This window comes from Candidatus Pseudothioglobus sp. Uisw_016 (assembly GCF_048087635.1).
GTDB lineage: Bacteria > Pseudomonadota > Gammaproteobacteria > PS1 > Pseudothioglobaceae > Pseudothioglobus.
In genome coordinates this window covers 309,705-330,140 of sequence record NZ_CP159806.1, presented here as the reverse complement: position 1 = coordinate 330,140, position 20,436 = coordinate 309,705, and the positions used below count along the sequence as shown (strand labels likewise).

Annotated in this window: 20 protein-coding genes; 6 read left to right on the top strand and 14 right to left on the bottom strand. The window is 31.2% G+C overall.

Features of this window, described 5'->3' with window-relative positions; all coding sequences use genetic code 11:
• The 4 genes from rfbC to galU all read right to left on the bottom strand — a co-directional run bounded on the left by rfbC (position 1) and on the right by galU (position 3,432).
• Complete coding sequence (rfbC, locus tag ABXT69_RS01665) at positions 1 to 555, bottom strand: dTDP-4-dehydrorhamnose 3,5-epimerase (protein ID WP_416678589.1); 555 nt, start codon at positions 553 to 555, stop codon at positions 1 to 3.
• A complete protein-coding gene (gene rfbA, locus ABXT69_RS01660; protein WP_416678587.1) occupies positions 552 to 1,433 on the bottom strand; it encodes a glucose-1-phosphate thymidylyltransferase RfbA in 882 nt (293 codons plus the stop codon). Before rfbA ends, rfbC begins: the two co-directional genes overlap by 4 nt.
• Positions 1,430 to 2,512, bottom strand: coding sequence for a dTDP-glucose 4,6-dehydratase (gene rfbB, locus ABXT69_RS01655; protein WP_416678585.1), 1,083 nt, complete (start codon positions 2,510 to 2,512; stop codon positions 1,430 to 1,432). Before rfbB ends, rfbA begins: the two co-directional genes overlap by 4 nt.
• A gap of 65 nt (positions 2,513 to 2,577) precedes the next feature.
• Positions 2,578 to 3,432, bottom strand: coding sequence for a UTP--glucose-1-phosphate uridylyltransferase GalU (galU, locus tag ABXT69_RS01650; RefSeq protein ID WP_416678584.1), 855 nt, complete (start codon positions 3,430 to 3,432; stop codon positions 2,578 to 2,580).
• A 192-nt stretch (positions 3,433 to 3,624) separates the two neighbouring features.
• On the opposite strand from galU, the gene rfaD reads away from it, so the two are divergent.
• From rfaD to gmhA, 3 genes are read left to right on the top strand one after another with little or no spacing between them, the layout of a single operon-like run.
• Positions 3,625 to 4,626, top strand: coding sequence for an ADP-glyceromanno-heptose 6-epimerase (gene rfaD, locus ABXT69_RS01645; protein WP_416678582.1), 1,002 nt, complete (start codon positions 3,625 to 3,627; stop codon positions 4,624 to 4,626).
• Positions 4,627 to 4,630: 4 nt separating this feature from the next.
• Positions 4,631 to 6,058 (top strand): D-glycero-beta-D-manno-heptose-7-phosphate kinase, encoded by a 1,428-nt coding sequence (rfaE1, locus tag ABXT69_RS01640; protein ID WP_416678581.1) that lies wholly within the window; start codon positions 4,631 to 4,633, stop codon positions 6,056 to 6,058.
• A 1-nt stretch (position 6,059) separates the two neighbouring features.
• Complete coding sequence (gene gmhA, locus ABXT69_RS01635; RefSeq protein WP_416678579.1) at positions 6,060 to 6,635, top strand: D-sedoheptulose 7-phosphate isomerase; 576 nt, start codon at positions 6,060 to 6,062, stop codon at positions 6,633 to 6,635.
• On the opposite strand, the gene waaF is transcribed toward gmhA, so the two are convergent.
• The 6 genes from waaF to ABXT69_RS01605 form a co-directional block, all read right to left on the bottom strand.
• Positions 6,627 to 7,577, bottom strand: a complete 951-nt coding sequence (gene waaF, locus ABXT69_RS01630; RefSeq protein ID WP_416678578.1) for a lipopolysaccharide heptosyltransferase II — start codon at positions 7,575 to 7,577, stop codon at positions 6,627 to 6,629. The genes gmhA and waaF overlap by 9 nt on opposite strands.
• A complete protein-coding gene (locus ABXT69_RS01625; RefSeq protein WP_416678577.1) occupies positions 7,577 to 8,434 on the bottom strand; it encodes a glycosyltransferase in 858 nt (285 codons plus the stop codon). The genes waaF and ABXT69_RS01625 overlap by 1 nt, the downstream gene beginning before the upstream one ends.
• Before the next feature lies 1 nt (position 8,435).
• Complete coding sequence (locus tag ABXT69_RS01620; protein WP_416678575.1) at positions 8,436 to 10,259, bottom strand: carbamoyltransferase N-terminal domain-containing protein; 1,824 nt, start codon at positions 10,257 to 10,259, stop codon at positions 8,436 to 8,438.
• Entirely contained in the window at positions 10,256 to 11,338 is a 1,083-nt protein-coding gene (locus ABXT69_RS01615) for a glycosyltransferase family 9 protein (protein ID WP_416678573.1), read from the bottom strand. The genes ABXT69_RS01620 and ABXT69_RS01615 overlap by 4 nt, the downstream gene beginning before the upstream one ends.
• A 7-nt stretch (positions 11,339 to 11,345) precedes the next feature.
• Complete coding sequence (locus ABXT69_RS01610) at positions 11,346 to 12,329, bottom strand: glycosyltransferase family 9 protein (RefSeq protein ID WP_416678572.1); 984 nt, start codon at positions 12,327 to 12,329, stop codon at positions 11,346 to 11,348.
• Between the two features lie 98 nt (positions 12,330 to 12,427).
• Complete coding sequence (locus ABXT69_RS01605) at positions 12,428 to 13,213, bottom strand: glycosyltransferase family 2 protein (RefSeq protein WP_416678571.1); 786 nt, start codon at positions 13,211 to 13,213, stop codon at positions 12,428 to 12,430.
• A gap of 65 nt (positions 13,214 to 13,278) precedes the next feature.
• On the opposite strand from ABXT69_RS01605, the gene ABXT69_RS01600 reads away from it, so the two are divergent.
• A complete protein-coding gene (locus tag ABXT69_RS01600; RefSeq protein ID WP_416678570.1) occupies positions 13,279 to 14,067 on the top strand; it encodes a glycosyltransferase family 2 protein in 789 nt (262 codons plus the stop codon).
• Complete coding sequence (locus ABXT69_RS01595; protein ID WP_416678567.1) at positions 14,067 to 15,467, top strand: mannose-1-phosphate guanylyltransferase/mannose-6-phosphate isomerase; 1,401 nt, start codon at positions 14,067 to 14,069, stop codon at positions 15,465 to 15,467. The genes ABXT69_RS01600 and ABXT69_RS01595 overlap by 1 nt, the downstream gene beginning before the upstream one ends.
• Here the strand turns inward: ABXT69_RS01595 and ABXT69_RS01590 are convergent.
• From ABXT69_RS01590 to ABXT69_RS01580, 3 genes are read right to left on the bottom strand one after another with little or no spacing between them, the layout of a single operon-like run.
• Positions 15,433 to 16,545 carry a glycosyltransferase family 9 protein gene (locus tag ABXT69_RS01590; protein ID WP_416678564.1) on the bottom strand — a complete coding sequence of 371 codons (1,113 nt, stop codon included), beginning with the start codon at positions 16,543 to 16,545 and terminating at the stop codon, positions 15,433 to 15,435. The genes ABXT69_RS01595 and ABXT69_RS01590 overlap by 35 nt on opposite strands.
• Complete coding sequence (locus ABXT69_RS01585) at positions 16,508 to 17,587, bottom strand: glycosyltransferase family 9 protein (RefSeq protein ID WP_416678562.1); 1,080 nt, start codon at positions 17,585 to 17,587, stop codon at positions 16,508 to 16,510. Before ABXT69_RS01585 ends, ABXT69_RS01590 begins: the two co-directional genes overlap by 38 nt.
• Positions 17,580 to 18,797 carry an O-antigen ligase family protein gene (locus ABXT69_RS01580; RefSeq protein ID WP_416678560.1) on the bottom strand — a complete coding sequence of 406 codons (1,218 nt, stop codon included), beginning with the start codon at positions 18,795 to 18,797 and terminating at the stop codon, positions 17,580 to 17,582. The genes ABXT69_RS01585 and ABXT69_RS01580 overlap by 8 nt, the downstream gene beginning before the upstream one ends.
• A 66-nt stretch (positions 18,798 to 18,863) precedes the next feature.
• On the opposite strand from ABXT69_RS01580, the gene gmhB reads away from it, so the two are divergent.
• Positions 18,864 to 19,391 (top strand): D-glycero-beta-D-manno-heptose 1,7-bisphosphate 7-phosphatase, encoded by a 528-nt coding sequence (gene gmhB / locus ABXT69_RS01575; RefSeq protein ID WP_416678558.1) that lies wholly within the window; start codon positions 18,864 to 18,866, stop codon positions 19,389 to 19,391.
• A gap of 2 nt (positions 19,392 to 19,393) precedes the next feature.
• Here gmhB and waaC read toward each other — a convergent pair whose 3' ends face one another.
• Positions 19,394 to 20,371, bottom strand: coding sequence for a lipopolysaccharide heptosyltransferase I (gene waaC / locus ABXT69_RS01570; RefSeq protein WP_416678556.1), 978 nt, complete (start codon positions 20,369 to 20,371; stop codon positions 19,394 to 19,396).
• Positions 20,372 to 20,436 lie beyond the last annotated feature (65 nt).

Here is a 20,436-nt window from a genome sequence, read left to right as displayed (position 1 = left end):
CTAATCAAACAAATGAGAAGAAATAATTAACTTTGGATGCTTTTTATCTTTATCTGAAAGGAGTAAGTCAGTCAGAGGCAGGCGCCAATTAATTCCTAATTTAGGGTCATCAAAAGCAATTCCATGATCAAAATTTTGAGAATAGTAATTATCTACTTTATATGAAAAAGTAGCACTTTCACTAAGAACTACATAACCATGGGCAAAACCGCGAGGTATAAATAATTGATGGTTATTTTCTTCAGTTAGCTCCACGGCAACATGCTGACCAAAAGTTGGACTACTTTTTCTAATATCTACAGCAACATCTAATACCCTTCCCTTTACCACTCTTACCAATTTAGATTGGGCATATGGGGGAAGCTGATAATGTAACCCCCTTAAGACACCTTTGATTGATTGTGACTCATTATCTTGAATAAAATCTACTTTATAGCCTACTGCACCTTCAAAAAGATTCTGTCTAAAAGTTTCAGCAAAATAACCACGAGAATCCTCATGAATAGTCGGTTTAATTAAAATTAAATCATTAATTAACTGAGGTATAAAGTTCAAATTAACTCCTCTACACGCTTAAGAATATACTTACCATATTGGTTATTTGTCAGCGGTTCAGCCAGCTTTATTAATTGTTCTTTAGAAATATAGCCTTGCTCAAATGCAATTTCTTCAATACATGCAACCTTTAATCCTTGTCTTCTCTCAATAGTTTCAATAAAAGTAGAGGCCTCTAATAGGCTCTCATGGGTTCCAGTATCAAGCCAAGCATAACCTCTTCCCATTAATTCAACATTTAGTTGGCGCTCCTCAAGATACATTTGATTAATAGACGTAATCTCTAGCTCGCCTCTATTAGAAGGCTGAACTTTGATCGCCTTAAGAATGACATCATTAGGGTAAAAATACAAGCCTGTTACAGCATAATTGCTTTTAGGACTTTGCGGTTTTTCTTCAATACTAAGTGCCCTGCCATTTTTATCAAAATCTACCACCCCATAACGCTCTGGATCAGTTACATGGTAACCAAAGACAGTAGCTATTTTTTTATCTGAAGCATTTAATACAGACTTTGATAACATTTTAACCATGCCATCTCCATAGAAAATATTATCTCCCAAGACCAAGCAAACGTCTTCTTTACCAATAAAATCTTTTCCTAAGATAAATGCCTGCGCTAATCCATCAGGAGATGGCTGAACTATGTATTCAAATCTCATTCCAATTTCAGATCCATCCCCAAGTAGTTTTTCAAACCTCGGAAGATCTTCAATTGTAGAAATTATTAACACCTCTTGAATACCAGATAACATTAAAATTGAGAGAGGATAATAAATCATTGGTTTATCATAAATAGGCATTAATTGCTTAGACATACCTTTTGTAAGTGGGTAAAGTCGTTTTCCTGAACCACCAGCTAGAATAATTCCTCTCATGATTTAATCACTCCCAATCTCTCACCCTCATAGCCTTTAACCTGAGCATTCTTAAGCCAGTTAGTATTATCAAGATACCACTGAACTGTTTTTTTAATGCCTGTTATAAATGTTTCATCAGGAAGCCATTTTAATTCATTAGCAATTTTACTTGCATCAATAGCATATCTAACATCGTGTCCAGCTCTGTCTCCAACATGTGTAATTAATTGAGAATAATGTTTAATGCCCTCAAAATTACTTGGAACAAGTTGATCAAGGATCAAACAGATCTCTTTAACCACTTGAATATTTTGCATTTCATTATGTCCACCAATATTGTATGTTTCTCCAATTTTCCCTTTAAGCGCAACATGAGTTAATGCCCTAGCATGGTCATCGACATAAAGCCAATCTCGAATTTGTTTACCATCGCCATAAACTGGTAACTCTTTTCCTTGCAATGCTTTCATTATAATAAGTGGTATAAGTTTTTCAGTAAACTGGAAAGGGCCATAATTATTCGAACAGTTTGTGATTAATGTGGGAAGCCCAAAAGTTCGGTGCCAAGCTCGAACCAAATGATCTGAGCTTGCTTTTGATGCAGAATATGGAGAGCTGGGAGCATAGGAAGTTTTTTCTGTAAATAAAAGGTCTGTACCTTCTAAATCACCATAAACTTCATCAGTTGAAACATGATGAAATTTAAACTCATCTTTCTTTAACCCCTCCAATCCTGACCAATAAGCTCTTGCCTCTTCAAGCAATAAATATGTTCCAACAATATTGGTCTGTATAAACTCATTAGGGCCATCAATTGATCTATCTACATGTGATTCAGCAGCTAAGTGAATAACAATATCAGGTGAATGTTTTTTAAAAATATATCTTAGTTCAATAGCATCACAAATATCCACTTTTTCAAAACAGTATCGATGATTATTATCAATAGATTTTAAAGATTCAAGATTACCCGCATATGTAAGCTTATCAACATTAACAACACTATTTTTAGTGTTATGAATAATGTGCTTTATCAGAGAAGAGCCAATGAAGCCAGCACCACCAGTAATTAAAAATTTCTTCACATTTTCTCTCATAGTAATATCAAATTGTTAAATTTATAATATCTAGAAGTTTACAAGCACTTATAAAGAAAAAATTATTAGATTAAACCTTCGGCTTTTGCAAAATAGTTTGTAGCAACAACAAAGCCCTTAACACTTCCACAATCAAATCTTTTGCCTTTAAACTTATATGCAATCACCTTACCTTTTTTCGCAAGAGCCAAAAGAGCATCTGTAATTTGAATTTCACCATTATTATCTGGATTAGTTTTTTCTAATATATCAAAAATATCAGGAGTAAGAATATAACGCCCAATAATTGCCAAATTACTAGGTGATTCTTTTTGAGTTGGCTTTTCAATCATATTGGTTATTTTAAAAGCAAAGTTTTGCATATTTTTTGCGATGTTGGAGATAGCTTCAATCTCTACGATTCCATACTTTCCTACTTCTTCTTTTGAGACCTCTTCTACCGCCACAATACAACAGTCAGGATAATCTTTATGAAGTTCAATCATTTGCGCTAAAACAGAGTCTCCACTGTTTGCGCATAAGTCATCGGGCAAAATTACTGCAAATGCTTCATTGCCTATTAGAGTTTTTCCAGTTGAAATAGCATCACCCAAACCAAGCATTTTTTTTTGGCGAACATATGAAAATGTAGCTTTTTCAATAACATTCCTAATATCTTTGAGATAATGCTCATTTGGAGTATTTTTCAACTGCGCCTCAAGCTCAAAAGCATTATCAAAGTGGTCTTCAATAGCTCGCTTTCCTCTTCCAGTAACAATAGCCATATTATTAATGCCAGCGGATAATGCCTCTTCAACACCATGTTGTAATAAAGGCTTATTAAGGATAGGAAACATCTCTTTAGGAATAGCTTTAGTGGCTGGTAAAAAGCGCGTACCATATCCAGCTACTGGGAAAAGACACTTATTAATGGCTGTCATAGCTTTCTTTCAAAAATATATGAATACTAGAAATAAAATACCAATTTAGTTTGTGATTAGTTTTAAGATACCGCATATTTTTAAAATCAAACAATTTGATATAATTATACTCATACTTGCTTTAATTAAGTCAATCACTCAAGTGCGCTTTGTATTAAAATTAATTTAATGATTATAAATTTAATAACTTAGATGGCTTATAGCAATATTGATTTCGATAACAAAACAATTTTAATTACTGGTGGAGCAGGCTTTATTGGAAGCAATTTAGCATTTTATTTTCAAGAAAATTATAAAAACTCACAAGTTGTAGTTTTTGATTGCTTTAGAAGTGGCTCTACCTTCCCTAATGGTAACCTCAAAAGTTTTGGACATTACAAAAATTTAATTGGCTTTACTGGTAATGTTATATGTGGGGATATAAATAATAAAGATGACTTGGACTTACTAGATGCCTATACCTTCGATTATATTTTTCATCAAGCAGCAATTTCTGATACTCGTGTAGATAATCAAAAGATTATTATGCAAACCAATGTTAACTCCTTCTATGATTTACTTGAGAAAGCAAAGGTTGATAATTCAGTTATGGTTTATGCAAGCTCAGCCGCAACTTATGGAAATTTACCTTCGCCACAAACTGTAGGTAATGAAGATCCTGAAAATCCTTATGGTTATAGTAAGTATATGATGGATCAGATTGCTACACGTTATTCTAATGAAAACCCTGAAATGGCTATATTAGGATTAAAATATTTTAATGTCTATGGCCCTCGGGAGTATTTCAAAGCTAAAACATCTTCAATGGTAATTCAATTAGGACATCAAATTATGGATGGCAATGCTCCGAAGTTATTTGAAAATTCTCATGAAATATTTCGTGATTTCATTCATGTTGAGGACGTGATACAAGCAAACGTCAAAGCCTGCTCCTCTATAAACAGCGGGGTCTTTAATGTTGGTACTGGCAAACCAAGAAGTTTTCAAGAAATTGCTGATATTTTGCAAACAGAATTGGGGACTAATTTAGGAACTGACTATATCCCCAATCCACATATCGGATATCAAACACACACACAAGCTAATATTAACAGCACTCAAGATAATTTAGGATTTACACCAAATTTATCATTAGAAGATGGTATTAAAGCATATATCCCTGAAATTATGCGCTTACATAAAAACAAATATTAGAACTATGATTGATTTGCAAGGAAAAAACCCTAAACTACTTGTTGTTGGTGATTTAATGATTGATCACTACTTATGGGGGTCTTGTGAACGAATATCTCCTGAAGCACCTGTTCAAGTTGTAAACGTAGATAGTGAAAGTATGGTTCTAGGAGGCGCTGGAAATGTTATTAATAATTTAAAAGCTCTTGGTGCAGAAGTTGAGGTAATAAGCGCAATAGGTGACTGTAAAGTATCCAATGAACTTGTTCAATTACTGAATGATGCTGGTGTGAGTAATAAATTTTTAATCTCTGAAAAAGGTAGGATTAGTAGTAAAAAAACTAGAGTTATTGCCTCACAACAGCAAGTTATAAGGTATGACCGTGAAACGACAAATCCAATTAGCAATAAATCACAAAAACTAATTCTTAAATACTTTGAAGAAAATATAGCAACCTATGATGCCTTACTATTATCAGACTATGGAAAAGGATTGTTGACCTTTGATTTAACTCAATCTTTAATAAAATGTGCAAATAAAAATAATAAAAAAGTACTCATTGATCCTAAAGGACGTGATTACTCAAAGTATAAAGGGGCGTATCTTCTTACCCCAAATAAAAAAGAAGCAAGTGAAGCAACTGGTATTGAAATTATTGATGAAGAGTCACTTAACTCTTCAATACAGAAACTAAAAAATGATTGTAACTTAACAATATCTTTGATTACTCTAAGTGAGATGGGAGTTGCAGTTTATGACAATAAATTAAATACTTATCCCACTGTTGCAAGAGAAGTATTTGACGTTACAGGCGCTGGTGATACAATGCTGGCTTCACTTGGGTTTGCAATATGCTGCGATATTGAAATTGATGAAGCAGTTAAATTTGCTAATCTAGCCGCAGGTGTTGTTGTTGGAAAAATAGGAAACGCAACAGTATCAATAAATGAAATTATTGAGTATGAATCTAGTCTAAACATATCAACGAGTGATGAACACATTAAAACAGTAAGTGAAATTTCTTTTCTTAGTAGGGAATTAAAATCTAGAGGAAAAAAAATAATATTTACAAATGGCTGTTTTGATATACTCCATGCTGGACATATTAAGTACTTAGAATCTGCTAAAGGATTTGGTGATATCCTTATTCTTGGACTTAATTCTGATAAATCTGTTGCCGCGCTTAAAGGTAAAAATAGGCCAATTAATAATCAAGAAGATAGGGCTTATATTCTGGCTGCACTTGAATCTGTTGATTATGTAGTTATTTTTGATGGTGATACTCCTTATGAATTAATTAAAGCCATTAAACCTCATACTCTTGTTAAAGGTGGTGACTATCATGGAAAAAAAGTTGTAGGACAAGATCTTGTTAATGAACTAAAACTAGTTGAATTTATTGAAGGAAAGAGCTCGACCAAAACTATTGAAAAAATTAAAAAAGGTTATTAACATGCAGTCAATCATCAAAAACGAATTTAATGCGCATTTGAATTCCAGCCAGAAAACTCTAGAAAATATTGGCTTAAATATTGAAATTGCAGCCAAAATTTGTGTTGATTGTCTTAAAAAAGGCAATAAAATCTTGATATTTGGAAATGGAGGAAGCGCTGCTGACGCACAACATATCGCGGCTGAAATTGTGGGAAGGTATAAAGTTGAACGAAAAGGACTACCTGCAATTGCACTTACAACAGATACTTCAGTTTTAACATCAATAGGCAATGATTTTGGTTTTGAACATTTGTTTGATCGTCAGGTTCAAGCATTAGCCAATAAAAATGATGTTTTGATTGGAATTAGCACTGGCGGAACAAGTAAGAATGTAATTAGTGCTCTAAAGCTTGGAAAAAGCAATGGATGCAAAGTCATTGGCTTTAGTGGAAAGAGTGGCGGAGATTTTAATAATATTTGTGATATTAACCTTGTTGTAGCTTCAGAAGATACTCCAAGAATTCAAGAAATACACATTCTAATTGGTCATATAATTTGTCATTTAATTGATCAAGCCTTCATCACTTCAATTTAATTTAAGAGAATTAACGGCCTCTATAACATCATTTGCTTTTATAAGTTTCATGCAATTATGATGCTTTAGAGGACAAACTCTTTTCATACAGGGCTGACATTCAAGGTTTTTTTTCACAATAATGCTTTTTGTAGCCATCCACTGAGAAGTCTCATTATCTTTAGTTGGTCCAAAAATTGTAATACTTGGAACTTGAAAACTTGCAGCTATATGCATTGGTCCACTATCGCCAGTAATAAAAAGATCTAAATTTGAAATATATTGAATTAACTCTGAAATACTAGTCTTACCTGAAATATTTGTAAAGTTTGTTACTCCTTTTTCTATTAATAATTTCTCAATATCCATAGAAATATCTTTTTCACTATCGCCACCAAATAAAATAATATCAAATTGATTTGATAGTTTTATAGCAACCTTTGCAAATTCCTCTGGATACCATCTCTTAGCATTCCCATAGGATGCGCCCGGATTTAGCCCAAGGAGAGGCTTATGTTTTTTAATTAATTCAGAAGATTCTTTAAATAAACTCTTGGAATGGATAATTAACTGTCCTACTAAAAAGTCTGTACCTAAAGAGTTATTAATAAAATGATTATATTTTTCAACTTGGTGACATTTTTGGAACTCATCCCTCTTATACTGATATTTATTTCCACTTGAGATGAAAAATTTTAATAAAGTTGAGCGAAGAGAGCTTCTAAATGAGAGAAAAATATCAAACTTACCTAACTTTCTTGCTTCCATAAGTAATGATATATGGTTCTTACTCAAAATATGCATTTCAGATATATTTGGGTGATTTTTAAATACCTCAATGGGAGTTGGCGAGCCAATTAAGACCACATCTGAATCTTTATGAAAATTAATCAAGTTCTCAATTGCTGGTGTTGCCATAACTGCATCACCAAGCCATGTAGGAAGCTCAATTAAGACTCTCATTAGATTAACTTATAATGTTTTTTACTAAAATCATTGCTAAAAATATTTTCAATTTTTAACAATATTTGATGTTTTTTTTCTTTTGAACTAAGCTTATAATCTGAGTCTGCATTAAAAATTCCGATATCTTTTGGAAGCCAAGATTGAATAATTTTTGGATGAGAGCCTTTAAATTCTTTAAAAATCTTTGAATTAATTTGAGTGTAATCAACCTTAACATATTCTTTCCCCCAATATTTTTGAACCTTTTGGCTCTTTAGATTCATTTCTTCTTCACTTCTAACCCAACCATAATGAAAGCAACTTACCCCTGTATGCTTTGCCCTTGGATATCTACCTTTCTTATTTTGATCTAATACAACCCAAAATAGCCCATCAGGAGCATAGGATCGAACTGAATTTTTGATTATTCTAGCTTCAGATCGATACCAGCCTGGAGAATCTAGATAAGTATTCGCATTTCCATAAAAATGATAAAAGTCAAACACAAGAGCCTCTACACTAGGGTTTTTTAAATAGTTTTGCATTGTACTTTGAATTTGACTAAGGTCATCTTCATGATAAATCTCATCACCTTCAATATAAAAAGCCCAATCACCAGTACAATTAAACTGGGCAATCATTTTTTGCTGTCCATAAACATACCCTCGATCTTTCATACTATCATTCCATTTAGATTTAATAATACGAATTTTAGAGCTGGAGATTGACTCAATAAGTGACAATGTATCATCTTCGCTTTCACCTACATTTATAACAAATTCATCAACTATAGGCAACACAGATTGAATCGACTGAATGAATGGATATCCTAATATTTGCCCATTCTTAATAAAAGTAAATGCACTAATTTTCATACTAATTCCTTTTTACTCTATAACCTTCTATAAAAAGCTCGTCTATATTACAATCGATAAAGTCAATAATAGCATCTTTTGGGGTTCTCACAATAGTTCTGCCATGTAAATTAAAGGAAGTATTGAGGCTAACTCCATAACCAGTAATATTTTTAAGGGCCTTTAGATAACGATAATAATTTGGATTATCTTTTTCTTCTACAAATTGTGGCCTAGCAGTGCCATCAACATGAACTGCACAAGGCAAATCATTTATAAATTCCTCTTTCATTCTGAAGGCAATAGCCATATGTTTATGTGAAAAACTATCTTTAAACAACCTAACCCTCTCTTCTTCTAATATAGATGGACAAAAAGGTTGGTAAGATGGCCTTCTTTTTATAGTTGAATTAATTTTTTGTCTCGTATCTTCAAGCATTGGGTTTGCTATAATTGATCGATTTCCTAAAGCCCTCGGTCCAAATTCCATTTGCCCATGGAATAAAGCACATATTTTTCCTTTTGCAACAGATATTGCTGCTTTTTCAGGCCAATCATCTCCTAGATCTTCATAGGAAATATTAGCAAATTTATTAAGTACTTTTTTAACTTCTTCACGACTATATGAGTCGCCAAAATAGGGCATTGGCATATCTTTCAGCCATTTAATATCTTGATCTAAGTTAATTGCAGTTAATATAGCGCTTCCAATAGCCAATCCATCATCTGCCATTGCTGGATAGATATAAATATTTTTAAAATTAGTCTTTTCATAAATCGCAAGACTCATAATAATATTAGCTGCAACACCACCAGAAATACACAAGTTATTAGTAGGATATTTTTCATAAGCGAGATTAAGATAATCAACAATAATATCCTCAAGATAGGTTTGAATTGAGGCGCAAAAATTTTCATCCCCAATCCTTTCTCTTTGTTTTCTCAGCCAATCTATATCATAAAAAGACTCGATAAGTCTTAAATCAAAATTAATACTTAACAAATTCTTGTCTATGTGAGTTGCAGACATTAAACTCCCATATAAATCTTTATCTGCTTTCCCAAATGCAGCTAATGCCTCCACTTTACCCTCATCACTATTAGGACGAAGACCCATAGCTTTTGTAAAATAATTATACAATCGCCCAATTGATAAGAACTTATCGCCCTCACCCAAGTAGTCTGCTGATGACTCACCAATCAGTTTGTAATCATCTAATCCATTAAAATAAAATAATTTACTAAAATAACCATCTCCCTGGCCGTCAATCGTCAACGCAATAGCCTTTTCTTCATTAAAAGGAGATAAATAATAAGATGGAACAGCATGGCATAAATGATGATCATAAAAAAATACTTTTTTTGGCATTAAGTTAAATTTAGCTAAATTTTTCTTTATATAACTTGTAAATGCTTTTTTATTTCCTTCAGGAGTTTCTCTGACCAAAGATCTTTTATATTTAGCGCTGTAATATTCTTTAACTGCAGAATAATTAATAAATAATGACTTAAAAATAATTAAGTTTTTCTGAACTCTTGTTAAATTTAAGTCTGCGATATAATTTGGCTTAATAATTCTCCTTAATGCTTTTTCAATATCCTTAGTATAAGTCATTTTTTCTCGCAACTCTCCATCATGACCTTTGTCTTCAAAATCACTATATGAATGGGCAATAAAATCAATATTTTTAAAATCATAGGCATTAATAATTGGAGTTATGTCTATTGAATCATGTTTGATTCTAGTAACTCTTTCAGTGCTGATAGCAAATATTTTTTTCTGCGTAGTATCTAAAACACATAGCGCACTATCATGGCCACAATACTTTGTTCCCATTATTCTCATATGTCTAACTCTATAATTTTAAGAAATTCACAAGCTGACTCAATAATATCATCAACACTATAATTAACCAGCCCATAACTACTCGAAGCAAAAATTGTTTTGCTAAGGGTTGAAGTGGGGGACCACAAACGAAAACTATCTTTATTATTTTCATGAATTGATACTATAGGTTTATTAAAAGCTGAAGCTATATGAACTATTGATGTGTCCGGAGTAATAATTAAATCTAGTTGTTCAACTAATGCAGCGGCATCAATAATTGATTCAGTGCTATATGAAGTTTCAACATAATCAAGTTCTAGATCTAAAATTAGTTTTTTCTTTTCTAGTAACTTCTCAGGTTGCGTTAATATTATAATTTTTATATTTTTGAAGTTTTTATATAAACCAATACATATTTTTTCAAGCTCTTTTTTTTGTATACTTTTTTCTGGAAAGGAGCCCTCCATATTGATTCCTATTTTTATTTTTTTACCCAGTGATATTGCAAAAATTTTTGCTTTTTCTCTTTCATTATTACTAAGAAAAAAATCATAACTATAAGAAGTAGGACTAATACCAAAAAAAATTAAAGTTTCTAGCCAAATTTTACCAAAATGACTTTTATTATCTTTTTTTGTAAAATAATCATAAAGCTTTAAATTACTCCCTTTAACCCCATATCTTCCATCTTTATGAATAGTTATAGTTTTTTTTGGATTTATTATTTTTAACCTAACAATAGCGTGAGGAATAACTGAATGCTCTAATTCAATACAAACATCAAAATTTTTCTTCCTTAAATTTAATAGAGTTGGTAAATCATTAAAAATTTGGTTCTTGTAATTTGTATAAATTTTATCAATATAAGGGTTATTTTTAATTACATCTCTATTTTCTTTACTTGCAAGAACTGAGATGCTTATATCTGGATATGCTAGTTTTAATTCTCTAAAAATTGGAGTTGATACAACCATATCACCGATTCTGTCATACTTTAAAATCAAAACACTTTTTGATTTTTTTATATCAAAAAGTGTTTTTCTTTTATTTGTTAACAGCTTGAGTAAAAAAGCTTTTATTTTTTTATTTTTTTTCATTTATATTTTAGAGCTCTTTTTTTATATGCATTTTAATTAACTCCAAACTTTTATTAATGACGGTATCTATATTAATATAATTTAAGCTCTCAAAATCTTCTGAAAATACAACATAATTACATTTTGATTTTGGTTTCCAGGCCTCAAAGCCCTCCATATCTCTCTTGTATATAGCAATTAAAGGCTTATTTAAGGCGCATGCCATATGTACTATTGATGTATCTGGAGTGATTACTAAATCTACTGCATCAACAATTGCAGCAACATCCAAAATAGATTCAGTTGGATATGATGGAAATACATATGAAGATTTATCATTTGATATTAGTTCATTTACCCATTCTTTATCTGATGGTTTATGAAGCAATATAACAAAAATATTATTACTAATAGAATGTAAACCTAATAAAATTTTTTTAACATCATTTGCTGAAATTCTTTGCTCCATGCTAGAGCCAGTGATATTCAAACCAATAATTATTTTTTTTGAATCAAAGGTTGACATAAATAATTGAGATTTTTGACGATTTTTTTCTAAATAAAAGAAATCATACTTTTTATTTATACAATTAATTTTGAGAAGTCTTAATATATCAATACAGGTATCCCTCTGGTGATTTATTTTTACATTTGTATAGTAATCATATGGATGAACTCCTTGAGGATCAATACCATACCTTCCTTCGCGCTTACTTACCGATAAGATGCAGCTAGGTTTTATAACTCTTAACATAAGAATTACTTTGGTAATAATTTTCGCCTCGAGTTCAACTGCAAAATCAAATTTATTATTTCTAAGTTTTATTAATAGTGGCAATAATCTATGCCATTGATTTTTATACACAATAACATTATCAATATAAGGATTAGCTTGAGCTATCTCCTTATTTGTTTGGCTGGCTAGAACCTGTAAGTTACAGTTTGGAAATGCTAATTTTAATTCTCTTAATATTGGACTACATACAATCATATCTCCAATATTTTGATGCATTAAAATTAAAAATTTTGGTGAGGTATTGACATATATTGGTCTTATTTTATGATTACTGATAAGTTTTAAAAATGATGCTTTCAACCTTAGTTTAATAATCATAAGAAATGTTGAATTCCCATTTCACACCAGTCAAGATTTTCATCAATTGCTTTTTGCAATAGTTGGTCATTTTTTAAAAGTGATTTTCTGCTCACCACCTCATGCCAAAGATGATATTGAATGGCGTTAAATCTCAATGTTTTACGCTTAACTCCTTTATTCATTAGTCTTACAAAAAATTCACTATCCTCTCTTCCCCATCCCTCAAAATTATTATTAAATCCGTTTACACTAATACAGTCTTTTTTATAAAAAGATACATTACAAGTTTTAAGTCCACGCAAATAATTTTTTTTTCTTGAAAATAACTTTGATAATAAATTAGAGTGTAGCGCATTCTTTCTATTATTTAAACCATTAGATAATATGTTGAAAGCAAGATAACTACCTCCCAATACTTCATCACTCTTTTTTTGACTTAATAAAGCCCTACTGCCCTGAGTAAAATACCCATTCTGCGCATTTTTTTTGTGATCATAAATAAAGTTATGATGAAGAATCATATCTCCATCTATTAAAACAATATAATCACCAGTTGATTTTGATATTGCCTTATTTCTAGACTTCGCAGCTCTAAAGCCTTTGTCTTTTTGAAAGGAGTGAATTATATTTAAATTTGAATGAATAATAAAGTTATCAATCAATTCTTGTGTTTTTTTGTTACTTCCATCATCGGCAATAATTACTTCGTTAGGAACTAAACTCTGACGTTCAACACTCTTCATGACAAGCAGTAATGCATCAGGTCGATTATAAGTAGTAATGATTAGACTTATTTGCATTATATTTTAAAACACTCAATATTTCGGTAACATTTAACCACATATTATAGCTTATGAAGAAAACCATGAAAATTTCAGCATATATTATTGCCTACAATGAGGCTGATAAAATTCGTGATTGTATTAATAGCGTGCTATGGGTTGATGAAATTATTGTTGCAGACTCTCACAGTAATGATGGCACAACAGAGATTGCTGAAAAATTAGGGGCAAAAGTTTTTCATATTCCATTTAAGGGATATGGAGATCTTCGTAATCAAGCAATTTCTAATTGTCATGGTGATTGGATTTTTAGCCTCGATTCAGATGAGCGTTGTACAGAAAAAGTGAGAGATGAGATATTACTATTAATTAAAAATGCCCCTCTTGATATTTATAGAGTGCCGAGAAAGAATTTTTTTATGGGGAAATGGATTAAACACTCTGGGTGGTATCCAAATTTTAGGCAGCCCCAACTCTTTAGAACTGGAATGATGAGTTATGATTTACAGCCCGTTCATGAAGGCTATATAAACCATAGTAATAAAGTAATTGGACAAATAAATAATGAAATTTGGCAATTTCCTTTTAAAAATATAGAGGAAGTTATTTATAAAGCTAATAGATATTCAACTCTTGGCGCAGAAAAACTTCTTGCTGATGGGAAAAATGGCACTGTTATGAAGGCTTTTTTTCATGGTATATGGGCGTTTATTAAGCACTACATTTTTAAACTTGGAATTTTAGATGGAGGTGCTGGCTTTGTTATTGCTTTTGGTAACTTTGAGGGCACTTTTTATCGTTATCTCAAACTAGCAGAATTACAAGCCAACTGGAAGCCACCTTCTACTAAACCAATTCAAAAAATAAAATAATGATTATTCCTATTATTTTATGTGGAGGAAGTGGAACAAGACTTTGGCCGCTTTCCAGAAAACTTCACCCAAAGCAGTTTATTAGTTTAGTTAATAAAAACACGCTTTTTCAAGATACAGTTTTAAGGCTTCCTAAAGATGTTGCAAATCCAATTATTGTTTGTAATGAAGAACATCGATTTCTAGCTGCAGAGCAACTTCGACAAATTGAGAGCAAATCAAATGGAATTATTTTAGAGCCTATAGGTAAAAATACAGCGCCTGCAATTGCCTTAGCAGCAATGCAGGTAATAAAAGACTTCAAAGATGCACTAATATTAGTCTTACCTGCTGACCATCTAATCAATAATCTTCAGAAATTCCATGAGGCAATCAAAGTAGCAAAAAATCTAGCTAAAAATAACAAACTAGTGACATTTGGTATTCCACCTACTACAGCTGAAACTGGATTTGGCTATATTAAAGCTGAAATCACTGAAAAATCAGAATATTACAAGATTAAATCATTTACTGAAAAGCCTAATCAGAAAGATGCAGACAAATACTTAGATTCTGGAGACTTCCTTTGGAATAGTGGAATGTTTATGCTCAAACCATCAATTTATCTTGAAGAGTTAAATAAGTTTCAACCAGAAATCGTTGACATTTGTAAGAAATCTTTCCAAACTTCGAAAGATGAAGACTTTATTCGAATTAACAAAGAAATTTTTTTAAAATGTCCAGATAAATCGATTGACTTTGCAGTCATGGAGCACACACAAAAAGCTGTTGTAGTTCCTTATGATGGGCACTGGAGTGACGTTGGCTCATGGACATCACTGATGAATTCAAAAAATAAAGATAAAGATGGGAATGTTTGTGAAGGTGATGTAATTTTGGATGGTGTGAAGAATACTTTTGCATACAGTTCTAGCAGGCTAGTCTCAGCAACAGGAGTGTCAGATTTAATCATTATTGATACTCAGGATGCATTACTAGTTACTGATGCAAAGAATGCCAGTAATACGAAAAATATCATTAATAAATTAAAATCTAGTAATCGGACTGAAGCTGAATTTCATCGCAAAGTATATAGGCCATGGGGTCATTATGACTTGATTGATAGTGGTATTGGTTTTCAGGCTAAACGCATTTTAGTTAATCCAGGTGCAAAACTGTCCCTTCAGAAACATAATCATAGAGCTGAGCACTGGGTTATTGTCAGAGGAGTAGCAACTATTACTTGTGGTAAAAAAACTTTTGAACTTAACATGAATCAATCTACCTTCATACCGTTAGGTGAAATTCATAGGCTTGAAAATAATCAAGAAACTATATTAGAGATTATTGAGATACAAACAGGGGATTATTTAGGTGAAGATGATATTATTCGTCTTGATGATGACTATAAACGAGTTTAGCTAGTTTCTTATAATTCAAAATTACCTCTTCAGTTGTAATATTATTAACATCATACTCATCAAACATCGAAAATGCAGTAATAGCTTTAGTTAGTTGCATTTCAGATGATAGTTTGGCAAATAAAGCAACAATAGGAGTATTAACTGAATTAGCTGAATGCATTAGGCCTCCATCACAGCATAACAATATTTTTGCTCTATTAATAATTTCGGCAGTTTGATTAAAAGTGAATTGATTAACGCAATCAATAATATTAGGATAATGGTATTTATTTTTTATTTTTTTAGTTATATCTGTTGCATTTCCAGAACCAACTAAAACAATGTTCAAATCTTTATTATCTAAAATTAATTCTTCAATTATGTATTGCCATTTATTATAAGTCCTATAATTCCACTCACCTCCAAGCGCAATCGCAATATAGTTAGAAGGCAAATTAGAATTTAGAATGACACTTTTGTCAGCACTTGAAACTTCAAGCGAGCATTTAGCAATGCTATTAATCTCTATTTCATTTTTTGAATAGCTTAGAAGCTGATTTAATCTATGAAAATTAAAAAGTACACGATTAACCTCAGGCCCATTATAGAATCCAAACATTCCAACATAGTTAACTTGAGATGCAACATGGGCCTTTATATTCATACTCTTAGTTCCAAAAGAGTCAATAATTACTAGATCATAATCAGAGGAATTAACCTGATTTTTTTTAGTAAATATAGATTTAAAAACTAAATCATTTTTATATAAATTAGCATTTTTAGTATCTGTAAATAAATCTACTACTCTGTCTTGAATTAGAACTCGACTAGATAAGTCCATTAAGCTATCACCTAAGCTTGATGCAGCAACATTAATCCAAAGAATTTTTTTATGCTCCGGCAAGATTTTAGAAATCTCAAGATTCTTTTGTTGTTTAAATAAGATAAATAATGATCGCTTAAGATACTTAAAATTACGCTTTTTTAAAGATTTTTTAATAAGGAAATCTAGAGTGTAATTCGGAATATGAAACTTAAATGGAAGTTTGTAAGTTTTTTCAAAATTCAGCATTTTGATACCAATTATTAATTTCATTAAAAATCAATTTAGGGCTAATTTGATCCAAACATAGACTCTTGCCCTCTCCATTGCAACCTGCTTGTCCACAAGCAACACATTTCATATCAGCCTGAAATATTGTAATTTTTCCATAAGTTTGCAATGGAATGTCATTGATCGCTGACAATTGCAAATCATTTGACCAGGGAGCCCATGTTTTTAAAACTGTTGGGCCAAATATTGCAAAAATAGGTTTATTTTGCGCTGATGCAATATGCATATTTAGAGTGTCCATACCAACATAGCCCAGGGAAAGCTTACTTAAAGCTAGGTACTCCTCCATAGATGTTTGTCCTATAAAGTCAAAAATATTATCTAATTTTGGTAAAGTTTTTTTTATTTCGAGATCAATTAAATTCTGAGACCCTGTTATGATAATTGGTAATTTAAGTTGATTTAAGAGCTTGAGTAGATCATTTCTTAGAGCTTTAGGATAAATTTTATAATGATATTGCGCTGAAGGATGAAAAATCAGAAATTTATCCACTGTTAAGTCTTTAAGTTTAGATTGAATGTTTTCATTAGCTATTTTACTAATGGTAGGCGCAACTTGAATTTTTGATAAAGCAATCCCCATGCATCTCAATGGCTCCAAGTTATTAAGCAAAATATGTTTACTAGAATCAAAGCTATAAGAGCCTTTAAGAAGCAATTTTTTCCACCAAGACTTTTTAGAATTTTTTTCTACAGCACTAATTGCATTTTTACTTGCCATTAATGAATATAGAACACTTCGATCACTTGCAGTCAGATTAATACTTAAGTCATATTTCCTAAATATTTTTTTAATTAAAGCTCTTTCTTGAGTCCATTGAGTATTTTTTTTCTTTAAATAGGAAAACGTATAAATTTGACCAATATGTGGAATTAATTTTGCTGTGGATAATGTGTCATCATTTACTAATAAATCAATTGATTTAGGCTTAAGACTTTTGTGAAGCTGTTCAATCAAAGAGCGACTCAAAAAAACATCACCATTAGAGCGTTGAATAATAACTAAGATATTTCCATCAAACATTTAATCGGTTACTATAAATAAAAGAACTAAACAAAATAAACAAATTGCTTGTAAAGTGCCCTAATAAATACGAATCACTCCACATAATAATTAGAAAAAATATTGGCATCGCAACACCAGTGGTTTTCACAACTGAATTAGAGGACGCGAGCGCAATTTTAAATTGAGTAAAGAAAATCCAAAAAAGACTCGCTAGACCAATTACTCCTAATTGAGTTAATATTAACATATACATATTATGAGGCTGGACAGTTGAAGGAATATCTGGGCTATTAATCGAATTAAATTTTTCGTATTCATCTGGAAAATCACCAGTTCCAACACCAATAATTGGATTTCTTTTGACTAGCTCAAATGAATTAATTAGAAAAGTAAGTCGATAACCAATTGAAGTCAATTTATTCTCTTCATAATTCATTACACTATTGACTGTAGCATCAATTCTGGACTTAAATATATCACTAAAACTGTAAGCAGAAATTGTGATAAATATTGTTAAGAGGAGTGAAATAATAATAGCTTTAATTTGTGAAGTTTTAAAGTATTGGAAAGATAAAATTACCACTGCAGCAAAAAACATTACTTGGCCTGCCCGACCACCAGTAATAAACATATTAAAGGACATTGTAAATGCAAAGAAAGTATATAAGACGCGCTCTGTTAGAAATATTTTTTCTCCAGATATTAGTTTATTAACTACCAAATAAAATGCAAAAGCTAAAAATGGATTGTACGAAATATGACTCATAAGTGGTGTAGGGTTCTTTAGTCCACTTTTAGTAACAGTAGCGTTCCCAAATGGCTCAATAATATCTAACCAGATTAGATAAGAAAGGCTTTCAGATATACTTATTGCTAATAAAAATGCTGATATGTAATATTTTGAATTATTAAGTTTAGTAATCGTTAAAAAAATTGGTAGCACTAATAAGAATGGTAACATTTTTCTTAAAATTTCTAGGCCCCAGCTGATATTTTCAGTCCAAAGCAGTGCAACTACATGTGCAAGAAAAAATAAAATTGAAGCCATTGCCAAACTATTATTTTTAATCTGGTGTAACTTAGTCTTATAATTACCAGTAAGAAGCCAAATGATAGTAATTAACCAAATAGCAATATTATTTCCAACAACCGTAAGTGGAAGGAAAAAAAAAGCTGCTATTAGCAAATACTGGTTGACACGGTCGATTAAACTATCGTAAATAATCATAGGTTAGGTAACATTTTTTTATATTTTTTAACTAAAAAGTAAGTACTCATTTTAAAGGAACCAGTAATGTCAAAAAAGGCTATTTTTCTAGACCGAGATGGTGTGATTAATAAAGAAGTTAATTATTTATACAAAATAGAGAACTTTGAATTTATAAACGGCATATTTGAGTCCTGTTTGTATTTTCAAAATTTAGGATACATAATAATAATAATAACAAACCAATCGGGAATTTCAAGAGAATTCTATAGTGATAATGACTATCAAAAACTGTCTGCATGGATGTTGGAAGAGTTCTCAAAGCATGGAATAATTATTCAAGATACATTTTATTGTCCTCATGGTCCAGAATCAAATTGTAGATGCAGAAAACCCAAGCCAGGAATGTTCATAGAAGCTAAAAAGAAGCATAATATCAATATGAAAGAATCATGGATGATTGGAGATAGTGAGATTGATATACAATCTGCAAATGGTGCAGATATTCAAAACACAATTTTAGTAAGGAGTGGAAAAAAAATAATTGGGCCTACGTCAAATGCAAAATTTATTCTTGACTCTATTAGGGATGCACCAAATTTTATTTTAGATTAGAATCATAAAAGCTCTTCAGCCATTCTAACAATATCATTAACTCCAATTTCCCTAATTGTAAAATCTTGTTTATTCAACTTAAAATGATTAACTTCAGAATTAGATTTCAAGACTTGATTTATTGTTGATTGGAACACTCTATTTACTGGAGTTGGTCCAAAAAGGATAATTGATGGTATATTTAGTCCCCAAGCCATATGAGACGGCCCAGAATCATTGCCAATTAGTAAGCTAGAATTAGAAATTACTGCCTTTACTTCATTAAGATCTAATTTTGGTATCGTGCTTATAAAGGCTGATTGCTCACTCATCCATTCAGCTTTTTTTCTTTCTTCATTATTACCCCACAACACTATACAATTTTTTTGTAATAAATCTGCAACTTCAACAAATTTTTCAATTGGATAATTTCTACTTGCCCAAGTAGAACCTATTATGAAAACAATGTAGCGCCCCACATCAACCTTGAACTTGCTATCTGAAAACAAAAAACGATCCTTATTTTCAATATCAGTAGAATTAAAACTTATATCCAATGGATTGCAAATAACTCTTAAATTTCGCTCTATTGAGTTACTATCATATGAAATAGCAACCTTATAGTTATAAAAATAGGAAGCTAATTTTTCTCTTATTGATTTAATATCAAAACCAACAGTAATTTTACTTGGAATTAATTTTGCCACAATGGCTGACTTAATTAAGCCTTGAGCGTCAATTACTAGATCATATTTTTGTAAAACTCTTACTTTGTTTAATTCTTTCAATATTAGTAGAATAGATTTTTCTTTTTTGGCTTTTTTAAAGCTAACAGTATGAATGCTCCTAATATGAAGATTGTTTTCCAAAACACTCTTAAATTGCTGATCTACAATCCAATCTATTTGTGAATCTGGATAATGGTTTTTTATAAATTGCAAGGCAACCATAGTGTGAATAATGTCACCAAGTGCTGAGAGTTTAACGATAGCTATTTTCATTAGAAACTATTTTACTATGTCGCATGTGATTAAAGCGCTACATATTAAATTATGCTTTAATGTTA